Source organism: Thiomicrospira sp. WB1 (assembly GCF_001507535.1).
Lineage (GTDB): Bacteria > Pseudomonadota > Gammaproteobacteria > Thiomicrospirales > Thiomicrospiraceae > Hydrogenovibrio.
The window spans coordinates 903,221-924,825 of record NZ_LQBN01000001.1 but is presented as its reverse complement, the minus strand read 5'-3'; the positions used below and the strand labels follow the sequence as shown (position 1 = coordinate 924,825).

The 21,605-nt window shown below is 53.4% G+C and carries 22 protein-coding genes; 12 read left to right on the top strand and 10 right to left on the bottom strand.

What is annotated here, in order from left to right:
* The first annotated feature begins 157 nt into the window (after positions 1–157).
* The 5 genes from rnd (at position 158) to AVO41_RS04140 (ending at position 5,364) form a co-directional block, all read left to right on the top strand.
* On the top strand, positions 158–1,306 hold the full coding sequence (rnd, locus tag AVO41_RS04160; protein WP_068582951.1) for a ribonuclease D: 1,149 nt from the start codon (positions 158–160) through the stop codon (positions 1,304–1,306).
* Between the two features lie 84 nt (positions 1,307–1,390).
* On the top strand, positions 1,391–2,668 hold the full coding sequence (locus tag AVO41_RS04155) for a 6-phosphofructokinase (RefSeq protein ID WP_068582949.1): 1,278 nt from the start codon (positions 1,391–1,393) through the stop codon (positions 2,666–2,668).
* Between the two features lie 155 nt (positions 2,669–2,823).
* Entirely contained in the window at positions 2,824–3,663 is an 840-nt protein-coding gene (locus tag AVO41_RS04150) for a mechanosensitive ion channel family protein (RefSeq protein WP_068582946.1), read from the top strand.
* 91 nt (positions 3,664–3,754) lie between these two features.
* Positions 3,755–4,483, top strand: a complete 729-nt coding sequence (locus AVO41_RS04145; protein ID WP_068582943.1) for a YdiY family protein — start codon at positions 3,755–3,757, stop codon at positions 4,481–4,483.
* A 188-nt stretch (positions 4,484–4,671) separates the two neighbouring features.
* Entirely contained in the window at positions 4,672–5,364 is a 693-nt protein-coding gene (locus tag AVO41_RS04140; protein ID WP_068582941.1) for an MBL fold metallo-hydrolase, read from the top strand.
* Between the two features lie 40 nt (positions 5,365–5,404).
* On the opposite strand, the gene AVO41_RS04135 is transcribed toward AVO41_RS04140, so the two are convergent.
* On the bottom strand, positions 5,405–5,830 hold the full coding sequence (locus AVO41_RS04135; protein ID WP_068582939.1) for a peptidylprolyl isomerase: 426 nt from the start codon (positions 5,828–5,830) through the stop codon (positions 5,405–5,407).
* A gap of 70 nt (positions 5,831–5,900) precedes the next feature.
* Here AVO41_RS04135 and dnaQ point away from each other — a divergent pair, with 70 nt between their 5' ends.
* Entirely contained in the window at positions 5,901–6,596 is a 696-nt protein-coding gene (dnaQ, locus tag AVO41_RS04130; protein WP_068582937.1) for a DNA polymerase III subunit epsilon, read from the top strand.
* A gap of 6 nt (positions 6,597–6,602) precedes the next feature.
* Here dnaQ and rnhA read toward each other — a convergent pair whose 3' ends face one another.
* Both rnhA and AVO41_RS04120 read right to left on the bottom strand, forming a co-directional pair.
* Complete coding sequence (gene rnhA / locus AVO41_RS04125) at positions 6,603–7,046, bottom strand: ribonuclease HI (RefSeq protein WP_068582934.1); 444 nt, start codon at positions 7,044–7,046, stop codon at positions 6,603–6,605.
* 51 nt (positions 7,047–7,097) lie between these two features.
* Positions 7,098–7,907 carry a methyltransferase domain-containing protein gene (locus AVO41_RS04120; RefSeq protein WP_068582932.1) on the bottom strand — a complete coding sequence of 270 codons (810 nt, stop codon included), beginning with the start codon at positions 7,905–7,907 and terminating at the stop codon, positions 7,098–7,100.
* A 59-nt stretch (positions 7,908–7,966) separates the two neighbouring features.
* Here AVO41_RS04120 and gloB point away from each other — a divergent pair, with 59 nt between their 5' ends.
* The 3 genes from gloB to AVO41_RS04105 all read left to right on the top strand — a co-directional run bounded on the left by gloB (position 7,967) and on the right by AVO41_RS04105 (position 12,516).
* Positions 7,967–8,788 (top strand): hydroxyacylglutathione hydrolase, encoded by an 822-nt coding sequence (gene gloB, locus AVO41_RS04115; protein ID WP_068582929.1) that lies wholly within the window; start codon positions 7,967–7,969, stop codon positions 8,786–8,788.
* Between the two features lie 174 nt (positions 8,789–8,962).
* Positions 8,963–10,462: a LysM peptidoglycan-binding domain-containing protein gene (locus AVO41_RS04110; protein WP_235584652.1), complete on the top strand. Its 1,500-nt coding sequence runs from the start codon at positions 8,963–8,965 to the stop codon at positions 10,460–10,462.
* Positions 10,447–12,516 carry a lytic transglycosylase domain-containing protein gene (locus AVO41_RS04105; protein ID WP_235584651.1) on the top strand — a complete coding sequence of 690 codons (2,070 nt, stop codon included), beginning with the start codon at positions 10,447–10,449 and terminating at the stop codon, positions 12,514–12,516. The genes AVO41_RS04110 and AVO41_RS04105 overlap by 16 nt, the downstream gene beginning before the upstream one ends.
* A 157-nt stretch (positions 12,517–12,673) precedes the next feature.
* Here the strand turns inward: AVO41_RS04105 and cysS are convergent, their stop codons facing one another.
* Positions 12,674–14,065 (bottom strand): cysteine--tRNA ligase, encoded by a 1,392-nt coding sequence (cysS, locus tag AVO41_RS04100; RefSeq protein WP_068582920.1) that lies wholly within the window; start codon positions 14,063–14,065, stop codon positions 12,674–12,676.
* Complete coding sequence (locus AVO41_RS04095) at positions 14,062–15,756, bottom strand: glutamine--tRNA ligase/YqeY domain fusion protein (RefSeq protein WP_068582916.1); 1,695 nt, start codon at positions 15,754–15,756, stop codon at positions 14,062–14,064. The genes cysS and AVO41_RS04095 overlap by 4 nt, the downstream gene beginning before the upstream one ends.
* 175 nt (positions 15,757–15,931) lie before the next feature.
* Here AVO41_RS04095 and AVO41_RS04090 point away from each other — a divergent pair, with 175 nt between their 5' ends.
* The 3 genes from AVO41_RS04090 (at position 15,932) to AVO41_RS04080 (ending at position 17,818) form a co-directional block, all read left to right on the top strand.
* Positions 15,932–16,504 carry a peptidylprolyl isomerase gene (locus AVO41_RS04090; RefSeq protein WP_068582913.1) on the top strand — a complete coding sequence of 191 codons (573 nt, stop codon included), beginning with the start codon at positions 15,932–15,934 and terminating at the stop codon, positions 16,502–16,504.
* Positions 16,505–16,577: 73 nt separating this feature from the next.
* Positions 16,578–17,090 (top strand): peptidylprolyl isomerase, encoded by a 513-nt coding sequence (locus AVO41_RS04085; RefSeq protein ID WP_201022835.1) that lies wholly within the window; start codon positions 16,578–16,580, stop codon positions 17,088–17,090.
* Positions 17,087–17,818 (top strand): UDP-2,3-diacylglucosamine diphosphatase, encoded by a 732-nt coding sequence (locus AVO41_RS04080; protein WP_068582909.1) that lies wholly within the window; start codon positions 17,087–17,089, stop codon positions 17,816–17,818. The genes AVO41_RS04085 and AVO41_RS04080 overlap by 4 nt, the downstream gene beginning before the upstream one ends.
* 29 nt (positions 17,819–17,847) lie before the next feature.
* Here the strand turns inward: AVO41_RS04080 and AVO41_RS04075 are convergent, their stop codons facing one another.
* From AVO41_RS04075 to AVO41_RS04055, 5 genes are read right to left on the bottom strand one after another with little or no spacing between them, the layout of a single operon-like run.
* Complete coding sequence (locus AVO41_RS04075; RefSeq protein ID WP_068582906.1) at positions 17,848–18,198, bottom strand: hypothetical protein; 351 nt, start codon at positions 18,196–18,198, stop codon at positions 17,848–17,850.
* Between the two features lie 3 nt (positions 18,199–18,201).
* The gene (locus AVO41_RS04070) at positions 18,202–19,464 is read right to left on the bottom strand and encodes a dicarboxylate/amino acid:cation symporter (RefSeq protein ID WP_201022834.1); all 1,263 of its coding nucleotides are present in this window, start codon (positions 19,462–19,464) and stop codon (positions 18,202–18,204) included.
* A gap of 39 nt (positions 19,465–19,503) precedes the next feature.
* Positions 19,504–19,797, bottom strand: a complete 294-nt coding sequence (locus AVO41_RS04065) for a rhodanese-like domain-containing protein (protein ID WP_068582902.1) — start codon at positions 19,795–19,797, stop codon at positions 19,504–19,506.
* Positions 19,798–19,812: 15 nt separating this feature from the next.
* Positions 19,813–20,301, bottom strand: a complete 489-nt coding sequence (locus AVO41_RS04060; protein WP_068582900.1) for a phosphatidylglycerophosphatase A — start codon at positions 20,299–20,301, stop codon at positions 19,813–19,815.
* 5 nt (positions 20,302–20,306) lie between these two features.
* Complete coding sequence (locus AVO41_RS04055) at positions 20,307–21,515, bottom strand: argininosuccinate synthase (RefSeq protein WP_068582897.1); 1,209 nt, start codon at positions 21,513–21,515, stop codon at positions 20,307–20,309.
* Positions 21,516–21,605 lie beyond the last annotated feature (90 nt).

Here is a 21,605-nt window from a genome sequence, read left to right as displayed (position 1 = left end):
CGAAAACCGCCCAATATAAACGAAAAAACGCCCTGGCGCCAATAATATCCCTCTATAGGGTAGGGTAGAGAACCGTCAGTGCAAACGATCACATGTCTCTGCCCGTCCCAGCCGGCTCTCACTTGCCAAGCTCGCGCGGGTCGAATAAACTGCCTGCATGACCCAGCCTCTGATCACCACCCAAGCCGCGCTAACGGATTTCTGCTCAGCCCTGACCTCCTTGTCATGGATTGCCGTAGACACCGAATTTTTGCGCGTGAACACCTATTACCCTAAATTATGCTTGATCCAGATTGCCACCCCACAGGGCGAGGTTGCACTGATTGACCCCCTGACCCTGCACGACCTTTCGCCCCTTTGGCGCATTTTCACAGACCCGAGCATCGTGAAAGTCTTCCACAGCGCCCGCCAGGACATGGAAGTATTGGTGCAGCAAGGCTGCCTGCCGAGCCCGATTTTTGACACCCAGGTGGCCGCTGTGTTTCTGGGTTACGGTCACTTGGCCGGACTGGCCCGGTTGATGCAGGAAGAACTTGATTGGACATTAAGCAAGGACCAGACACGAACCGACTGGTCTCAGCGCCCCTTGCAGGCGGACCAGTTGCGCTACGCTCAGGAGGACGTCACCAGCCTCACCCAACTGTATCCGCATGTTTTAGCCAAGCTCAGCACCGCGCAGCAACAGGCCCTCAATGAAGATTTCGAACAGTTGCAGGATCCCAGCCTCTATCAGGTCACCCCGGATGAGGCCGGGCACCGCCTGAAAGCGCTCAACCGACTCAGCCCGAAAAGCCAGGCCATCGCGCTGTCACTGGCGGCCTGGCGGGAAACCTATGCCATCGAACACGACCGTCCGAGACGCTGGGTTTTGAGCGATGACACGCTGGTTGCCATTGCCAAACGCCCACCCAAAACCGTCAAAGCACTGTATAAAGTGCCCAATATCAAAGCTTCCAGCGTTCGTGAATTTGGCGAAACATGGATTGAACTGATTGACCGGGTCTTTCAATCCCCTAAGACCTGGCCCGAAAAAGCCCCGAAACCGCCCCCGGTCACTGACCGCGAGCAAATTGCCCTGAACCTGATGCTGGCCTTTCGGGACCAGGTCACCCAAACTTACGGCATTAATACAGGCAACTGGGTCGGGAAAACCGAACTGCTCGCCATCCTGCGCCATGAAGAGTCCGCCACGCTTAAAGGTTGGCGCCGCCTATTGTTGGAGGCACCGCTGCGCGATTTTTTTGCGCAAAAGGCTGACTTGCGCTGGTGCGAGGACGAGCTTGTGCTGGTTAAGCGTTCAACTTAAAAAATTTGTCATGCATCCAATGGCCAAGCTTTTTACAATACAACGCATTGTTTTTCTAGAATCATCGAGCAAAAAAGGGTTTGCATGAGTCATTCTCCTCGTAATGTGATCTATGCCCAGGCAGGCGGCGTCTCCGCCGTCATCAATGCCAGTGCGGCGGGCGTCATCGAAATGGTCCGCCGTCACCCGGAAACATTTGGCACCATCTACGCCGCCGTCAACGGTGTGGTCGGCGTCCTGGAAGAGTCATTAATCAATGTCTCCGCTCTGTCCGAAGACGTACTGGATCGTCTCAAAACCCAACCCGGCGCGGCCTTTCAGGCGTGCCGGTTTGATCTGGATGGGCTGGAAGAAAATCCTGGGCAGTATGAACGCGTGCTCGAAGTCTTCAAACACTACGACATCGGGTATTTTTTCTATAACGGTGGCAACGGGTCCATGGTCACGGCACAAAAAGTCGCTGACTATTGCTCGGCCAAGGGACACCCTGTGACCTGCATTGGTGTGGCCAAAACCATTGACAACGACCTGGCGCTGTCTCATTGCAGCCCCGGTTTCGGCAGTGCGGCAAAGTATCTGGCCACCAGTTTGCTGGAAGCGACCCTGGACTTGTTTTCCATGCATAACACCTCCACGCGCTTTTTTTGTCTGGAAGCCATGGGACGCAATGTCGGCTGGCTGGCGCTTTCCGGCGGGCTGATCAAAACCATCATCCCCGATGTGCCGCTTCTGATCCTGCCCGCTGAACGCACGTTTGACCGCGATGCCTTCCTCAAGCGCGTGCAATCCCTCATCGAAGACAAAGGGTACTGCGTCTGCGTGGCCTCGGAAGGTTTGACCGATGAAAACGGCCAATACCTTTCGATCGAAAACGTCGAACACACGCACAACCGGGACTACACACAACTGGGTGGCGTGGCAAGCACCCTGTCACATCTGGTGGCCGAACAATTACAGTGCAAAACCCACTTTGCCGTGCCCGATTATTTGCAACGCTCCGCCAGTCACATGGTCTCCCAGACCGATTGGGAGATGGCGTACCGCGCTGGAAAAGCGGCCGTACAGGCTGCTTTGGACGGTCACCACGGCGTGTTGCCGGTGATTGAAGTGATCGGTCACAACCCGCTGGTCTGGCGCTATCGCAATGTCAACCTGATGGAGGTGGCCGATCTTGAAAAAACCGTTCCCGATCACTACCTCACCGAAAATGGCATGGACATCACCCAGGAAGCCATCGATTACCTTCAGCCACTGATCAAGGGCGAGCGCCCCATTCCTTACCACCAGGGCCTGCCCGCCATCCGCCCCCTAAACTTTGAACACGAACCCAAAGCGCTCTCTGCCTACAAGGTGGTTAAATAAAACTGATAAAGGTCTGTCACGGCCGTTCCATGCAAAAACATTGCAATACGGCCTCTAAGTTACCGCCTCATAACAAAATCGTTTGCATGCCTTTTGCCGGCTCTGCTATGATTTTGGCACTTTATTCGCACTCTCCCTAACGCAAGGACCTCACCATGAACTGGAACATTGATCAACTGAACGCCGAGTCGCTCTGGAACACCGTGATACTGCCATGGGGCACCAACATTGTGTTCGCGCTGTTGATCTTTGTGGTGGGTCGCTGGGTGGTCAAAGGTCTGAGCCGTCTGCTCAACCGCGCGCTTGAGCGTAGCAAAATGGACGAAATGCTGACCCGATTCGTGGTGTCGATTGCTCGCACGGTCATGACCCTGTTTGTCATCATCGCCGCTTTGACTCAGCTGGGCATCGATACCACATCACTGGTGGCTCTGCTCGGTGCCGCCGGCCTGGCAGTCGGGCTGGCGCTGAAGGATTCACTGCAAAACTTTGCCGCCGGGGTCATGTTGCTGATCAACAAACCGTTCAAGGTGGGCGATTTTGTTGAAGCGGCGGGCACCGCTGGCATCGTCGAGCACATCAGCATTTTCAATACGGTGTTTCGTGCCACCGACAACAAAGAAATTCTGATTCCCAACGGCAACATCTATCAGGACAACATCATCAATCACTCCACCCGACCAACACGCCGGGCAGACATGGTGTTCGGCATTGCCTACGACGACGATGTGCGTGTGGCCAAACAGGTACTGGAAAAACTGGTGGCCGAAGACGAACGGATTCTCAAGGACCCTGCGCCCACGGTATTCATCACGGAACTGGGCGACTCCAGCATCAACTTTGCCGTACGCCCCTGGGTCAACACAGACGATCTCTGGCCGGTCAAATGGGACATGAACGAAAAGGTCAAACTGGCCTTTGACGAGGCGGGGCTGTCCATTCCCTTCCCACAGATGGACCTGCACGTCCACCACCTTTCCAACCCGAAAGACTGAATTCCCCATTTCTGCAAACGTCTCGGGGCGCTTTGTGACCGGGGATGTCTGCGTGCTTTCAATATTTTCAACGTTATCGACGAGAGGTTTTATGAAAAAGACATTGCTTGCTAGCAGCCTGCTCCTGGCCAACAGCTTGACAGCCGCTATGGCCGAAGAACAAGAACTTGGCCTGAGCGGTTCAGGCGAAGCCGGTTACTCTCAAACCACCGGCAACACCGAAACCGAATCCATTTATGGTGCTTTGAAGCTGAATTATCTGCAAAAAGCCTATGAACTGAAGGGGCTGGTTGAAGGTTCCAACAAATCAGAAGATGGCAACAAAACTCAGGAGCGCTATCTGGGCGATCTTCAAGCCAACCTGTTCATCTCCAGCCACCCTAAAGCCTATGGGTTTGGGCAGTTCCGTGCCGAGCAAGATCGGTTTGCGTCCATTGACCTGTCCACTTACTACCTGGCCGGTCTGGGTTACAATTTTTACAAACAAAAAAACCTGGTCTTGCAAGCCGAACTGGGTGCCGGTTATCAGAACATTGAATACACTTCTGAATCCGGTGAAGACGACACCAGTCAGATCATCGGCAAATTCTATGGCAACTTTGAATACGGACTCAACGAGCGCGTGCGCTTTCTGCAGGACCTGTCCATTTTTTCAGGGGGCGAACAAACGATTTATGAAACCCATACCGGTTTAAAAGTAAACCTCAATGGCAGTCTGAATTTGCGTCTGGCGTATAAATATCGCTACAACGATACACCCGCCGAGGGCAAGAAAAAAGAAGACACCGAAACCGTATTGACCCTGTTATACGATTTTTAAACTGTCTTCGGCCTCTTTTGGCCAACCGACTCAATCATTCTGACCCGATTTTTACCAGGCCTGGTGAAAATCGGGTTTTTTTATGCCCGCACCCTTCATAATTAAATATTTTTATCTAATGATAAGCAGCATTGAGTCCAAGCGAAAAACCTGCATAATGAATTGAACAACCAAGGAGAAGGACGTTTATGCAAATCCGTCAACTGTTTGATGCCGACACCTGGACCTATACCTATCTGATTTGGGATGAACAGACCCGCGAGGCCGCTGTGATCGATTCCGTACTGGAAAAAGTCGATCGGGATGAAACGCACATCCGTGAGTTGGGCCTGAACGTGAAATATTTACTGGAAACCCATATCCATGCCGACCACATCACCGGCGCCGGTCCTTTGCGCAAGCGTATCGGTGGCCAGCTGGTGGTGCATAAGAATTCCGAATCCGAATGCGCAGACATTCTGGCCGTTGACGGCGATGAATTCTTTCTGGGCACGCAGCGGGTTGGCGTGCTGCACACCCCCGGGCACACCAACAATGACATCACCTACCAGATCGACGGGGCCGTTTTCACTGGCGATACGTTAATGGTTCGGGACTGCGGTCGCACCGACTTTCAACTGGGATCCAACGAGGCCATGTACCATTCACTGACCGAAATCCTGTTCCAGTTACCGGAAGACACCATGGTTTTCCCTGCCCATGATTACCGCGGGTTTACCCAGTCAACCATCGGTGAAGAAAAACAATTCAACCAGCGGGCTGGTAACCAGAAATCCTATCAGGATTTTTCAACCATCATGGATGCGATGAACCTGCCTAATCCCAAGCGCATCGACATCGCCGTGCCCGGCAACCTCAAATGCGGCGACCTCGACGACTGAGCATTACACTACGAAGGGCAGCTCTGCCCTTCTGCTCAAATCAGGCCACTTCCATGATCTCGACTTTGTATTGCAACGTCTGATCCGCCAGAGGATGGTTGCCATCCAGATACACTTTATCTTCGTCAATTTCGACAATTTTGAACTGAACCACTTGCCCTTCTGGGTCCTGGGTTTCCACCACTTCGCCGATTTCCAGCGTGACGTTGTCATCAAAATTTTCCGGTGAAGCATAGACCACCAACTCTTCCTGGCGAACCCCGTAGGCTTCTTCCGGTGTTAGGGTGACTTTGGCTTCAAACCCCGGCTCTTCCCCTTCGAAGAGTTTCTCTAGGCCGGTGACAATCTCTCCTTCTCCATGCACATAGTGCACCGGGTCGCCCCCAAAGGTGCTATCGAGCAATTGGCCCTTCTCATCTCGGAGCTCGTAATGAAATGTCACTTGACTGCCTGGTTTGATTCGCATGCGTTTTCCTTCATGATTGGTTTAAAATGGTGGCATTATTTTACGCGCCCGTGAAAAGAAAGGACAGCCCATGCGACAGATTATGCTCGATACCGAGACCACCGGTTTCAACCCGGAACAAGGGGACAAGATCATTGAAATCGGGGCGGTCGAGCTGGTCAAACGCCAACTCACCCACAACAACTACCATCAGTATGTGCACCCGGAAAGAAGCGTGCCCGCCGATGCCATTGCCATCCACGGGATTACCGACGAATTTCTGAAAGACAAGCCCGTCTTTGCCGACATCGTCGACGCCTTTATGCATTTCGTCCAGGGCGCCGAACTGATTATCCACAATGCCCCCTTTGACGTCGGCTTCATCAACCATGAACTGTCTCAACTGCCCAACAACCCCTGGGGCAAAATCGAAGACCACTGCCAGATCACAGACAGCTTGAAGCTGGCGAAAAAACATTACCCGGGCCAGCGCGCCTCGCTGGATGCTTTGTGCAAACGGCTTGAGATCGACAATTCCAACCGAACGCTTCACGGCGCCTTGCTGGATTCGGAAATCCTGGCCGATGTTTATTTAAGAATGACCGGCGGACAAACCGCACTGGGACTGAGTCAGGACGACGAGGCCAGCCAGGGCACGGCTCAAACCGTACGCGTGCAACGCAAAAAACCACTCAGAGTGATTCAGGCCAGCGAAGAGGAATTGAGCGCTCACCAGTCAAAACTGAGCGAAATTGGCGAGAGCAGCGGCCAGTCCATCCAGTGGTAAAGCCTCTTAATCGGCGTGCAACAGCGCGTCCATCGCTTCATTCGCCAGCGCATCCGCCAGCTCATTCTGAGGATGGCCGGCATGCCCTTTGACCCAGTGCCAGGACACATTATGCCGCCCGACTGCTTCATCCAGGGCCTGCCATAAAGCTTTATTTTTCACTGGCTTTTTTGCCGCGGTGCGCCACTGATTGCGCTTCCAATTCGCCATCCACTGGGTAATGCCGTTTTTTACATATTGCGAATCGGTGGTCAGCACCACATCACAGGGGCGCGTCAACGCCTCCAGCCCTCTGATCGCGGCGGTCAACTCCATCTGATTGTTGGTCGTCTCCGGCGCACTGCCTTTCAAGCATTTCTGGTGACCGTCATACTCCAGGACCGCGCCCCAGCCGCCCGGACCCGGGTTGCCACGGCAACCACCATCGGTATAGAGATAAACTTTCTTCATAGGATTCTCTTGTGTTGTTGTTTTCTAACTGGCGTGAGCGGCCAGGCAAGCTCAACTCATTTCCTTCCTGGCTGGACGTCGCTCTGGCGAATCCCCCAGATCATAACGTCCGGCACCGCTCGAGTTCGCCGTTACGGTCCCTGGCCGTTTGAGACCCAACCAATCGGTCAATCGCCAGTTCAGACCAACCGGCGTTGGGGCGGATACCCGTTTTTTTGCGTGCAGGCAATAAAGATTGCCAAAACTCTGCCCCCATTGGCGTTCTCCCTGATCCAGAGAGCGCTCCCACTCGGCCAGGGATTTGGGCCGTTTGAAGCAAGTGATGGGTGAATAATTGAGCCATTCAATGTCATAGCCCAGCAGACTTAACCAATCCACCAATCGATGCGCCCGAATCATATTAGCCTGCGCAAAAACAGAGCGATGCTCGCCCAGACGATGACGCATAGTCAGACACCCCCAGGGATTGAAGCCGGTCACAATCAAGTGCCCCTCCGGGATCAGCACCTGATCAATCTGGCGCAACAGATGGTAAGGGTCTCGCACCGACTCCAGCGTGTGGGGCAGGACCATGGCATCAACCGTGTCGGCTTTGAGCGGCAAATAGTCAATATCGGCTTCGATGCCCTCTAACCCTTGAGAATGAAAAGGCTTCAACGACTGATCCATCAGAATATGATGCCGCGCACGATTACCCTTCAGCACCGAATCGGGACAGACCCGCCCAAGCTGAAGCAGATAGAGCCCAAAAACATGCGACAAAGCATGGGAAAGTAAAGCCTGTTCCTGTTGCAGGAGCGTGCGATTGTTTTTTTGCTGAAACCAGCGCAGCAAAAAGCTCTGAAAGGCCGTATTCGTCATACCCAAACGCAATTGTTTTGTTAGAATAGATTCATTATAACAACCTCATTTTTTCACGCATGCACATCCACCGACTGCCAACACTGTCCGACAACTACAGCTGGGTCATCATGCAAGCCGACCCAACCGTGTCAGCGCAAAGCCAATGTTATGTGGTTGATCCCGGGGAGGCAGCGCCCATTCTGGCTTATTGCGAAACCCATCAGCTCAACATTGCTGGCATTCTAATCACGCACCACCATTACGATCACGTCGATGGGGTACGCACCTTGAAGGGGCAGTTTCCACAAGCCGAGGTGATTGGCTTCAAACAGGGACCGTTTGGCGAACACATCACACATCCGGTCTCAGAAGGGGATGCGCTGAACGTATTAGGCGAGCGATTTGACGTCCTGGAAACCCCCGGCCATTGCGATGACCACATCTGCTTCCATCACCCGCAGGCACTGTTCAGCGGCGATCTGCTCTTTGCCGGCGGTTGCGGCAAAATCTGGGACCATGACCCGGAAAAAATGCATCGTTCTCTGATGAAAATCAAAGCCTTGCCCGGCGATTGCCTGGTCTATTGCGGTCATGAATACACGTATCCCAACCTGATGTTTGCACACATCGCCGAACCGGATAATCAGGCGATCACGGAACGTCTGGAACGCGTTCGCACTTTGCGTCGTCAAGCGCAATGCACCGTACCTTCATTGCTGTGTGAAGAAAAGGTCACCAATCCGTTTCTGCGATATCTGGATGCGCCCTTATCCCAAACACTCCAAGCCCGTTCACCTGAACTGGCACAGGCGGCACCAGCCACCTACTTTGCCCGGCTTCGGGCCTGGAAAGATGACCTGGACGCCACCGACGAATTAGACAAAGGACTGAACGATTAAATGACACGGCGCACAACTCGCTTAACAAGCTGGCTTCCCCGGTCTTTGGCCGGCGCTGGGCTGACCCTCACCCTTTCATTTATGACCGGGTGTGCTCAATTATCCACGAACTTCGCCAACCCAACCGCATCGACCTCTGAAACGACTGTGGACAGCACCACAGGCAAGCTTCCAGTGAGTGCAGCGCCCCTGTCGGCGACCTATCAGACACTGTCAATCGAAACACTGGAAACCCTCACCCTGCAAGGGCTTTACCGATTGCAGCCTCTGACCACCCAAACTGCCCAAACCACGGCACTGGACCAGTTTTATGTGTTTTCAGAACCCAAACCCATTTATGACAACCTTTGGGACACCATTGGAGACCACTTATTCCTGACGCCCGCCAACACACATAATTACCAGGACTATATTCAGTCCTACCTGAAAAAGAAATCCTACCTGCAGCGTGTCTCAAAGCGTGCCAAACCTTATCTTTACTTCATTCTGCAGGAAATTCAAAAACGGCAGATGCCCTTTGAAATGGCCCTGCTTCCCATCGTAGAAAGTGGTTTTTACCCCTATGCACGCTCTTACATGAGTGCCGCTGGCCTTTGGCAATTCATGCCCGCGACGGGCTATATGTATGGGCTCAAACGCAGCTGGTGGTACGATGGCCGTCACGACGTCTACCGCAGTACTCTGGCCGCCCTGGACTACCTGCAATCGCTCTACAAACAAAACAACTACGACTGGCTCCTGGCGCTTGCCTCTTATAACGCCGGCTATGGCAATGTTCGCAAAGCCACTCGCCGACTAAAACGAGCCCGCCCGGACGCCCCTGCTACCTTCTGGAACCTTCAGCCTTATCTGCCCCGCGAAACCCGCCATTACGTGCCGCAATTGCTGGCGATTTCGCACATCATCAGCCATAAAGACCGTTATCATATTCCGCTGGAGCCGGTGGCAAACAAACCATTCATCACCACCGTCGAAATTCAGGGACAGATTTCTCTGCAGAAAGTGGCACAAAAAACCGATATGCCATCGTCTCTGCTAAAGAACCTTAATCCGGGGTTCCTGCGCCAGGCAACCCCGCCAAACGGCCACCACAAACTGGTCTTGCCTTTGGACGTGGCCGAACACTTCAAAGTGGATTATGAGCAGGCGCCCAATCAATATGCGGTTAACTGGCGTCGGCACCAGATTCGCTCCGGAGAAAACCTGGGACTCATCGCTCAGCGATACGGTACGCGGGTCGGCCTGATCAAACAGCTCAACAACATGCGCTCTGACTTCATCCGCGCTGGCAAAACCCTGCTGATTCCCGTACCAGGCAGCCAGGCAACCAGCCAAGTGGCTTCGCGTAGCGATCGCGCGGACACTTATCGCCACACTGTTCGCCGGGGTGAAAGCCTGTGGTCGATTGCGCGCCTCTATGACACCAGCATCAATCAACTGGCGCGCTGGAACGGGCTTTCACGCAACAGCACCTTACGTCCCGGACAGACTCTGCGCGTCCAAACCAGCAGCGCCTCCCGAAAAATTTCCTACACCCTCAAAAAAGGCGAAAGCCTGTGGGTCGTGGCAAGAAAATATCAGGTCAGTACCGATGACTTGTGCAAGTGGAATGGTTTGAGCGCCAACGATGTTCTGCAACCCGGCACCGAGCTGCAAGTGTGGATCAACAGTTAAGCCGCATGACCCGAAAAATGGCTTTTTTACCAGGCCTGGTCTTTAAACGTCTGACATCGGCTTTTACCCTCTCACTGGGTCTCGTGCTGGTTGTGACATCCTCTCTCTCTCACGCTGCGGTCGACCGAAGTCAGCTCACAGAAGAGCAACGGTCATTTCTTGAAGCCTACGAGGCCATCAAGGCCAATGACCGGCCCTTAATCGCCCGATACAAGCAGACTCTCAAAGACTATTCACTCTACCCCTATCTGGTATACCTGGACTACAAACACCACCTCTCTGTGACCCCGGACCGGCTTGTGGCTTATTTTCTGGAACGCTACTCTCCCGACAGCCCCCTACCCAGGCGCCTGAAGGATCGCTGGCTGAGAAAACTGGGCAAACAGCAAAAATGGGACACCTTCCTGACGCACTATCGTCCGGGCGAATACCGCGCCAAAGATCTAAGCTGCTACTATTATCGGGCTCGACTGGACGTTTCGACTCAAGACAGCGCGTTAAACGAAGACATGCTGGCCTTCTGGCAAACCAACCTCACCTTGCCACGTCAGTGCAACCCCGTCACAGCGCATTTAAAAAAACACAACTTGATCACCGGTGCCCGCGTCTGGCAAAAAGTGATCCGGGCCATGCACAAAGGCCATACCCGTACCGCCAAGCGCCTGGCTCGCGACCTGTCAGCAACCGATCAGAAACAACTGCGTTTCTGGATTAAGGTCTATCGTCACCCCGAACGCATCGAACAGGCCTTGCCTGGATTTGTCACCCCAGTCATTCGAAAAGAGATTTTTAAGCAGGCCCTGCAACGCTTGAGCTATCAGGACCCTGAAAACGCCCTCTCCGAACTCGCAAAACGTCGCGAGCAATACGGCCTCAATCAGAAAGAACACGATGCCCTTCATACACGCCTGTCCTTACGCCTGGCTTATCGCCACCACCCCAAAGCCAAAGATTTTTTAAAGCAGGTTGACGTTGAAAACAAAGACGTGGATGCCATGCACTGGGAAATGCGCTCCACTATTCGTGAGGGCGACTGGGAGCATTACCTGTCTCTTTACGAGCGTTTACCTCAAACCGAACAACAGGATGAACGCTGGCAGTACTGGCTTGCCCGGGCGCTGGACGAACTCAACAAAGATCCGGCCGCCGTTCGTATCTGGCAGTCACTGGCCAAAACACGCAGTTACTATGGTTTTCTGTCTGCCGATCGACTGAACCTTCCCTATCGGTTCAATCCAGCCACCACCAACCCGACGCCACTCCCCGAGCTGAAACAGAAATACCCCCAGATTAACATCCTGGAAGAGCTCAAGGCGATTGGCTGGCGTTACAGTTTCAAGCGGGAGTGGTATCATCTGCTGGACCGCCTGGATGAGGCAGATTTCGAAGGCGTCGCCCAACTCATGTCCAACTGGAATCAGCATGCTCTGGCCATCCAGACCGTGTCCCGCGTCAAGAAATGGGACGATCTCTCACTGCGTTTTCCCACCCCTTACAAAGAACCCGTGCTTCAGGCCGCCGATGACAATCAGATTGATCCGGCCTGGGTCTATGGCGTCATTCGAAGAGAAAGTGCTTTTTCCGCTGACATCAGTTCCCCCGCCGGCGCCATTGGCTTGATGCAACTACTGCCCCGGACCGCCCGTTACATCGGTCGGCAAAATGGCTTTAAAAAACGCGACTATACCCGTCTGACACGGCCGGAATCCAACATCGCACTGGGCAGCGCTTACCTGCGATATCTAATCGATAAGTATCAGGGAAACCGTGTCATGGCGACCGCCGCGTACAATGCAGGCCCCAAACGAGTTGACGCCTGGCGCCCTGAACGTCGTGCCCTACCAGCGGATCGTTGGGTGGAAACCATCCCCTTTAATGAGACTCGCAAATACGTGAAAGCGGTCCTGGAATACACGACGATCTTTCAGTCCAACCTCAAAGGCCGTTATGACCGACTGCAGAATGTCATGCCGGTCATCCCACCCAAGCAACTCGACGCTGACAGACATCAAAAAAAGCAGGCAAAAAAAAGCCCCGCTCAAAGACGGGGCTGAACATTACTTCAAATTTGAAATAATCAGAGGAGGATACTCATGAAGAAACATGAATATCTTCTATCTTATTAGGAAAGCCTTATATTGTCAAACCATAATATAAATAAAATCATTGAGACAGTCTGCGCCATTGATTTTATTTATCATAGATGCGCATTTAAACACGTCGCCAGGTCGTGCCTTGCGGCCCGTCCAACAGCTCAATGCCAGCAGCCAACAACTCATCGCGAACCGCATCGGCCCGAGCAAAGTCTTTGTTCTGTCTTGCCTGAGCACGCTCCTCGATCAACGTCTCAATCCGGGCGTCATCCAGGGCACCTTCCGCGTCAGCGGACTGGGACGGCTGCCATTTGAAAAATGCCTCGGGTGACACTTGCAGCAAGCCCAAACGCCCACCCAGAGACTGCAAGCATTCATGCAACGCATGGCTCGGCGTTTTGTTGAGGGCTTTGGACAGATCAAACAACACTGCCAGCGCTTGTGGCGTATTGAAATCATCATTCATGGCGTCATCAAACGCCTGACGCCACGCATCGGTCGGTTCCGATTCACTGGTCTCGGAAGCAGGTGCCGACTCCAAAGCGGTATAAAGTCGATGCAGACTCGCTTTGGCCGCCTCCAGCGTCTCTTCGGAATAGTTCACCGGGCTTCGATAATGACTCGCCAACAGGAAGTATCGCACCACCTCAGGGTGATAGGCTTTGAGCACCTCTCGGATGGTAAAAAAATTGCCCAGCGACTTAGACATCTTCTCATCGTCAATGCGCACGAAACCACAGTGCATCCAGGTGTTGACGTACTGTTCGCCGGTCGCACATTCCGATTGCGCGATTTCATTTTCATGGTGTGGAAAACTCAGATCCAACCCGCCGCCATGAATGTCGATGTGCTGCCCCAGACACTGGGTGGCCATGGCCGAACATTCAATGTGCCATCCCGGACGCCCTTCTCCCCAGGGTGAGGACCAGGCCGGCTCTTCCGGCTTGGACGCTTTCCACAACACGAAATCCAGTGGATCTTTCTTCGCCGAATTGACTTCAACACGTGATCCGGACACCAATTCATCCAGCGTCTTGCCAGACAGACGACCATAATCCGGGTCCGACTTCACATGAAAGTACACGTCTCCATTGTCAGCGGCGTAGGCATGCCCTTTGTCAATCAGTGTCTGAATCATTTGCTCAATCTGTCCCATGAAAGCGGTGGCACGCGGTTCCTGATCCGGTCGCAGCACATTCAAAGCCGCTTCGTCTTCGTGCATGGCGTCAATAAAACGCTCGGTCAGTGCCTGCACCGGCTCCTGATTCTCAAGCGCTCGCTGAATGATTTTATCGTCAATGTCGGTGATGTTGCGCACATAGGTCACTTCATACCCCAGTGCCCGCAAATGACGCACCACCGTATCAAACACCACCATCACCCTGGCATGGCCGACATGACAATAGTCATAAACGGTGACCCCGCATACATACAGACCCACTTTGCCCGGCTCAATCGGTTGAAAGGTCGTTTTCTGCTTGGTTTCGGTGTTATAGATTTTCAATGTCATGCTTTCTGGCTCCAGGTATCGCGCAATCCGACGGTTTTGTTAAAGACGAGCGCACTCGAATCTTCGGCATTGTCACGACAGAAATAACCTTCCCGTTCGAACTGATAAGACTGCTCCGGTTGCGCCTGCGCCATCCCCGGCTCCACAAAACCATGCTTAACACTCAAGGATTGCGGATTCAAAACCGACTTGAAATCGTCCTCTCGAGCCGGTTCCGGCACCTGAAACAGACGATCGTATTCACGAAATTCCGCTGCCACCGCAGTCGAAGCCTCCACAAAATGAATCACGCCTTTGACCTTTCGTCCATCAGGCGGGTTCTGCCCCAGTGTTTCCGGGTCATAAGTGGCATACACCGTGGTCACCTCACCGTTTTCGTCGGTTTCCATGCGCTCGGCCTTGACCACATAGGCATTACGCAGGCGAACTTCTTTGCCCAGCGCCAGACGTTTCCATTTCTTGTTCGGAGCCTGCTCAATGAAATCGGCCCGATCAATATAGACCTCACGTCCGAACTGGATTGTCCGTGTTCCCATTGTTTCATTCTGGGGATGAATCGGCGCCTCCAGTGTTTCCAGCTGATCGGCTGGGTAATTTTCGATCACCAGCTTGATCGGGTCCAACACCCCCATGGTGCGCGGCGCCACCACATTGAGGTCATCACGAATCGCCGCTTCCAGAATGGCCATCTCCGTCAGCGAATCGACTTTGGAAATACCGATGCGCTCGGCAAAATCGCGAATGGCGGCCGGGGTCACACCCCGACGACGCAACCCAGACAGAGTCGGCATACGCGGATCATCCCAGCCAGACACCACGCCCTCTGTAACCAGTTGTTGCAGACGACGCTTGGACATCATGGTATAAGCCAGATTCAAGCGTGAGAACTCATATTGATGCGGACGATCCGGACGGTTGAACGCATCCAGGTGTTCCAGGATCCAATCATAAAGGCGGCGGTTATCCTGAAATTCCAACGTACAGAGGGAATGCGTCACCCCTTCAATGGCATCGGAGATACAATGCGCAAAGTCATACATCGGGTAGATACACCACTGATCCCCGGTTTGGTGGTGGTGAGCAAAGCGCACGCGGTACAGGGTGGGATCGCGCATACAGATAAAGCTGGATGCCATATCAATTTTGGCGCGCAGAACACATTCCCCTTCCGCAAAGTCACCTTTTCGCATGCGCTCAAACAAAGTGCGATTTTCTTGGGGCGAAGTATCACGATAAGGACTGTCTGTCCCCGCTTCGGTCAAGGTACCACGATAGGCGCGGGTTTGTTCGGCATCGAGAAAACAGACATAGGCCAGACCTTTGTCGATCAGTTCACAGGCACTGTCATAAAAGGTCTGAAAATAATCGGAAGAAAAACGCGGATTCCCGGCCCACTCAAAACCAAGCCAGGCCACGTCTTTTTTGATGGCGTCAATGTAATGCGCCTCTTCTTTGATTGGGTTGGTGTCGTCAAAACGCAAATGGCAATCGCCCTGATAATCTTCCGCCAGCCCAAAATTCAGACAGATCGATTTGGCGTGCCCGATGTGCAAGTAACCGTTCGGCTCTGGCGGAAAACGCGTCACCACCCGGTCATGTTTGCCTTTCGCCAAATCCTCATCAATGATATTGCGAATGAAGTTGGTGGGTTTGACCGTTTCGGTCGCGGTGTCATCCGTCACGTTCGTCATGAATGGGTCCTGTCTTTGAGCTAGTCTAGTGTCGTGCCATGAAAAGGGCGAATTATAGCATAAAGCACCGATGGCAGAAGCCACCCATGCGAATCCCGGACAGACAAATGCCACTGCCCGATCGGCTCGGATCATGCTAAAATGTCGTTCGTTTTAAAACCACCGGGAGAATCGCATGCGCCAAAGCCTTACTGCTTTTATTCTGTTTCTGTCCAGCCTGCTTGTCTGGCCAGCCCAGGCGGCTGACAAGCCGCAGGTACTGATCGAGACCAATCAGGGTAATATTGTCCTGGAACTGTACCCGGAAAAGGCGCCCAAGTCGGTGGAGAACTTTCTGCGTTATGTGAATGAAGGGTTTTACAACGGCACCATTTTTCACCGCGTGATCCCGGACTTTATGGTGCAGGGTGGCGGTTTCACCCCGGATCTGCAGAAAAAACTGACCCACGGCCCCATTCACAACGAAGCCGACAACGGCTTGCGCAACCGTGTGGGGACGGTGGCCATGGCACGCACCAACGACCCGCATTCGGCCACTTCCCAGTTTTTCATCAATGTGGCTAAAAACACCTTTCTTGATTTTCGTGAAAAAACGCCACGCGCTTATGGATATGCCGTTTTTGGGCGTGTGATCAAAGGCATGCGCACCGTTAACAAAATCCGCACCGCCCGAACCGGCTTTAAAAACGGCATGGGCGATGTGCCTCTGGAACCGATCATTATGGAAAAAGTGGTCCAGATCAAATAACCCCTTCTTTTTTACCAGGCCTGGTGTCTGTGCCGGGCACATCTGAACTTTTACAAAAACGGATATCATGATTATGTCGAGCGTTACGTTTGAAACCACTCTGGGAAACATCACCGTCGAACTGGACCATGAAAACGCGCCCATCGGGGCTGCCAACTTTCTGAAATACGCTGAGGACGGCTTTTTCAATGGCACCATTTTTCACCGCATCATTCCGGGCTTTATGGTTCAGGGCGGTGGCATGTTGCCGGGCATGGAGCAAAAACCCACAGGTGAGCCCATTCAGAATGAAGCCGACAACGGCTTGAAAAACGTACGCGGCAGTCTGTCTTATGCCCGCACCATGGATCCCCATTCGGCTACGACCCAATTCTTTATGAATCTGGTGGACAATGATTTTCTCGACCACACCGGCAAAGACATGCAAGGTTGGGGCTATGCGGTCTTTGGTCGCATTACTGACGGCCTGGACGTCATTGATGAGATGGCCAAAGTGGACACCACCAGTCGACGCGGGCATCAGGACGTGCCGGTGGATGACATCGTGATCGAAAACACGCGCGTTGAGTCCACGCAGAGCTCGTGAACGACCGCCCCCGCACTCGATTTGTCGCCGATGTGCATCTTTTGCCGGAAGTCGAGGCTGTGCCCGAGGTCAACGCCACGTTTCATCATTTCCTGGACGATTGCCTGACCCAGTCGGTGGACCAGCTTTACATTCTGGGAGACCTGTTTGAAATGTGGGTCGGCGACGACATCGGTCTTCAGGACTACGCCCAAAGCATCGCCAAATTCCGAGCCTTAACCCAAAGCGGCATTGAGGTCAACTTGATTGAAGGCAATCGTGACTTTCTGATGCGCCACGACTTTTATCACGCCACGGGCATCACCCGCCTGACCCCACCCTACCGACTCAACCTAAACGGCGAACAATGGCTTCTGTTGCATGGGGATGAACTCTGCACGTCGGACCATGGCTATCAACGCATGCGACGCATTTTGCGTCACCCTTGGGTCATGGGCGCATTCCTGCGACTGCCGGCCCAGACTCGTCAACGAATCGGACGTAAGATGCGAGACCAGTCGCAGAAATTCGGGGGCCGCAAGGCCCAAAACATCACAGATGTGAATGACTCAGCGCTGCAGGCACTGATGCAGGCCTATCCGGATACCCAGCGAATCCTTCACGGACATACGCACCGTCCCGGGGTCTATGGAAAACGTTGGGTGCTGGGTGACTGGCGCCCACAAGCCTGGTGGGTTGAAGTCACTCCAATGGGTGCCCAGTGGCATTATTGGCGTGGCAATCATTGACACGACCGAGTTGTCGGTTGGGGGAACGCTCAATCCAGCTTGAGCGGTAGCAATTCCAGATGATCTCGATCCAGACGGAAACGCATGGATTCGGTCACCGTCCCCGAACCGGTTTCGCCCGCACAATTCCAGTTTAAGGCCCATTCATACTGGTAACGCAGCTTGAATCGATCCTTGGCCAAAGCCTCTACTGATAACACTGTCATGCCGCCATCAAATTGGGCAAAGTGACTGATGTGAGACAGGTCTTGAATCAAGGATGGCGTTAATTCATCCAGGTGGGTCTGCATCACCGACAAAAGTGCCTGAGCCAGCGATGCTTCACTGTCCGACTTCTGAATCAGACCGGAAAGTTCCGGCCATTGGAAACGCGTCTGCATGGATTAAAACGCCTTGGTCGTGAGCACGTCTTTTTCCCCTTCGGAGCGGGCAATCACGACGGCACCGACCGAGTCACTGAACACATTCACCGTGGTACGCATCATGTCGAGCAGCCGATCCACCACCAGCAACAGACCAATCGCCTCCGCCGGCAACCCCACTGCCACCAGAATGATGCTGATCGCCACAAGACTTGCGGAGGGAATGCCAGCCACCCCGATTGAGGTGGTCAGCGCAATCACCACAATCAGCAACTGGGTGCTCCAATCCAACGGCACACCAAACAACTGCGCAATGAAAATGGCGGCCACACACTCATACAAGGCGGTGCCATCCATGTTAACAGTCGCCCCCAACGGCAGAACAAAACTGGACACCCGGTTGGACACCCCGGCACGCTTTTCCAGCGATGTCAACGTCACCGGCAAAGTGGAGGACGATGAACTGGTAGAAAAGGCGGTCAGCAACGCAGGCGCCATGGCCTGATAATGCAGCCACGGATTTTTGCCCCCCCCCAGAAAATACAGAATCAGAGGCATCACAATCAGTGCATGCACCAGCAGCGCTAACACCACCGTCATAAAAAACAACGCCAGATTACCAAACTGGTCAAACCCGGTGTTGGCAATGGAAGCCGCCACCAAACCAAACACCCCAATGGGGGAGAACTTCATCACCAGTTGAGTGATCAGCAGCATGACTTCGAACACACCTTCCCAGAAGCGGGTCAACGTATCGCGTAGCTCCCCTTTGAGGCGCGTCATAAAAAAGCCGAACAACAGACTGAAAAAGATCAGCCCCAGCATTTGTCCTTGGGCCGCGGCATCCACCACATTCACCGGGATCATGCGCAGAAAGACTTCCACCACATCCCCTGCCCCTTTGCCTTCCACGGCGGCCATCATTTCATGATCGGTTTCCAGCACGGGTGCCGGACCGTCTGTTACCCCCGGCTGCAATGTGTTGACAAAAAAGAGCCCAATCAACACGGCGATAAAACTGGTCAGCAAGTAATACCCCAGCGTCTTACCGCCCAAGCGTTCAAACCCGCCAGCAGAACCGACCTTGCTGATTCCGGTGATAATGGCCGATACCACCAGCGGCACCACAATCATTTTCAGGGCATTTAAAAACAGCGTTCCGATAAAGGTAAACACCGCCACCACGGAAAGGCCAAGCAGCGTGGTGTCGGTATCCACAGCCGCGCCGGCGATGGCGGCCAGAACCAGAGCAATCAGAATTTGCCAATGCAATGCCAGTTTCATAAGGTAGCCTGCTGTTGAGTCAATCAGAAAACGAAGGAATCAATCCTCACATTGATACCAGGCCTGGTAAGGCCCCATGTTGTACACCGCTTCATAGCCCATCTGATTGAGCATTTGCATGGCCATTTGCGAACGCGAGCCGGAACGACAGAACACCACCACCGGACGGTCTTTTTCCAATGCTTGTTCGGCCGTCTGCTGCAATGTCTGCAAAGGCAGGTTGATGGCACCGGGCAAGCGCTGAGCTTCAAACTCCGGCGGGGTTCGCACATCCACCAGATACGCGTTTTGATTTTTGATCAGGGCTTTACACTCGTCACAAGGTGTAAACATTTTGTAACCTCTCATTTATCCAATAATAGCAACCGCCAGCCAGATGACAATGACCGTCATCACGGCTGCCAGCACATCGTCCAGCATAATCCCTACACCACCATGAACATGGCGATCGACCCAGCGAATGGGCCAGGGTTTAACGATATCAAAAAAACGAAAGCCGACGAACGCTGCCAGCCACCAGGTCCAACTTTGTTCAGGCAATGCCATCAGCGCCAGCCAGACGCCCACGAACTCATCCCAGACAATGCCGCCATGATCGTGAACCCCTGCCCAGTCGGCGGCACGCTGACACAACCAGCTGCCCACAGCCATGCCCAGCAAAAGCACCATCAGTGCAAGTATCGGCGAAACCAGTAACAGCGGAATGAAGATCAGGGTCCCCACGAGGGTGCCCCAGGTTCCCGGCGCTTTGGGTGCCAGCCCACTGCCCAGACCAAAGGCAAGCCAGAGATCCAGACGTCGAAAAACATCTCTGGGAGCAGGCAGAACGTCAGACATGGACGTTAAAGACGCTTTTTCGCCGCAGTACGCAAACGAAGCGCATTCAGTTTGATAAAGCCTTCCGCGTCTTTGTGATCATAGGCGCCACCGTCCTCTTCGAAGGTCGCGATGGCCTCATCAAACAGGCTTTTTTCCGACCAGCGACCGACCACGGTCACATTGCCTTTGTAGAGTTTGACGCGCACGGTGCCACTGACGTCTTTCTGAGACTGATCGATCAATGCCTGAAGCATTTCACGCTCAGGACTGAACCAGAAACCGTTGTAGATCATCTCGGCGTATTTAGGCATCAGTTCGTCTTTTAAGTGGGCCGCATTGCGATCAAGCGTGATGGACTCGATGGCGCGGTGCGCCTTAAGCATAATGGTCCCACCCGGGGTTTCATAACAGCCGCGCGCTTTCATGCCCACAAAACGGTTTTCAACCAAATCATCACGCCCGATGCCATTGGCCCCGCCAACTTTGTTCAAACGCTCCATCACCGTTGCCGGCGACAGGGACTCGCCATCAATGGCGACAATGTCCCCATGGTCATAAGTCAATTCCAAATAAGTCGGCGTATCAGGGGCTGCTTCCGGGGCCACGCTCCACAACCACATGGCTTCCTCTGGTTCATTGGCCGGATCTTCAATGATGCCGCCTTCGTATGAGATATGCAGCAAATTGGCGTCCATGGAATAAGGCGATTTTTTGCCTTTTTTGTTTTCAATTGGGATGTCGTGTTTTTCGGCATACGCCATCAGCTTTTCACGCGACAGCAAATCCCATTCGCGCCAGGGCGCAATCACTTTCACATCCGGCATCAGAGCATAAGCGTTCAATTCAAAACGTACCTGATCATTGCCCTTACCGGTCGCACCATGCGCGACCGCATCCGCCCCTGTTTCTTTGGCGATTTCAACCAGACGCTTGGAAATCAATGGTCGGGCAATCGAAGACCCCAAACGGTACTCGCCCTCATAGATGGCATTGGCCCGCATCATCGGGAAGACAAAGTCGCGGGCAAACTCTTCACGCAAATCCTCAATATAGATTTCCTTGATACCCATTGCCTGGGCTTTGGCACGGGCCGGTTCCACCTCTTCGCCCTGACCGATGTCAGCGGTAAAGGTGACCACTTCGCACTCGTAAGCGTCCTGCAACCATTTTGCGATGATCGAAGTATCGAGTCCGCCGGAATACGCCAGCACCACTTTCTTGATTTGCGACATTATTCTTCCTTTGCATTCAAAGCTGTAAATTTGCGCGATTATACCTTAAAATCAACCCAATTTAGAACTACTCTGAGCACTGAGACACCG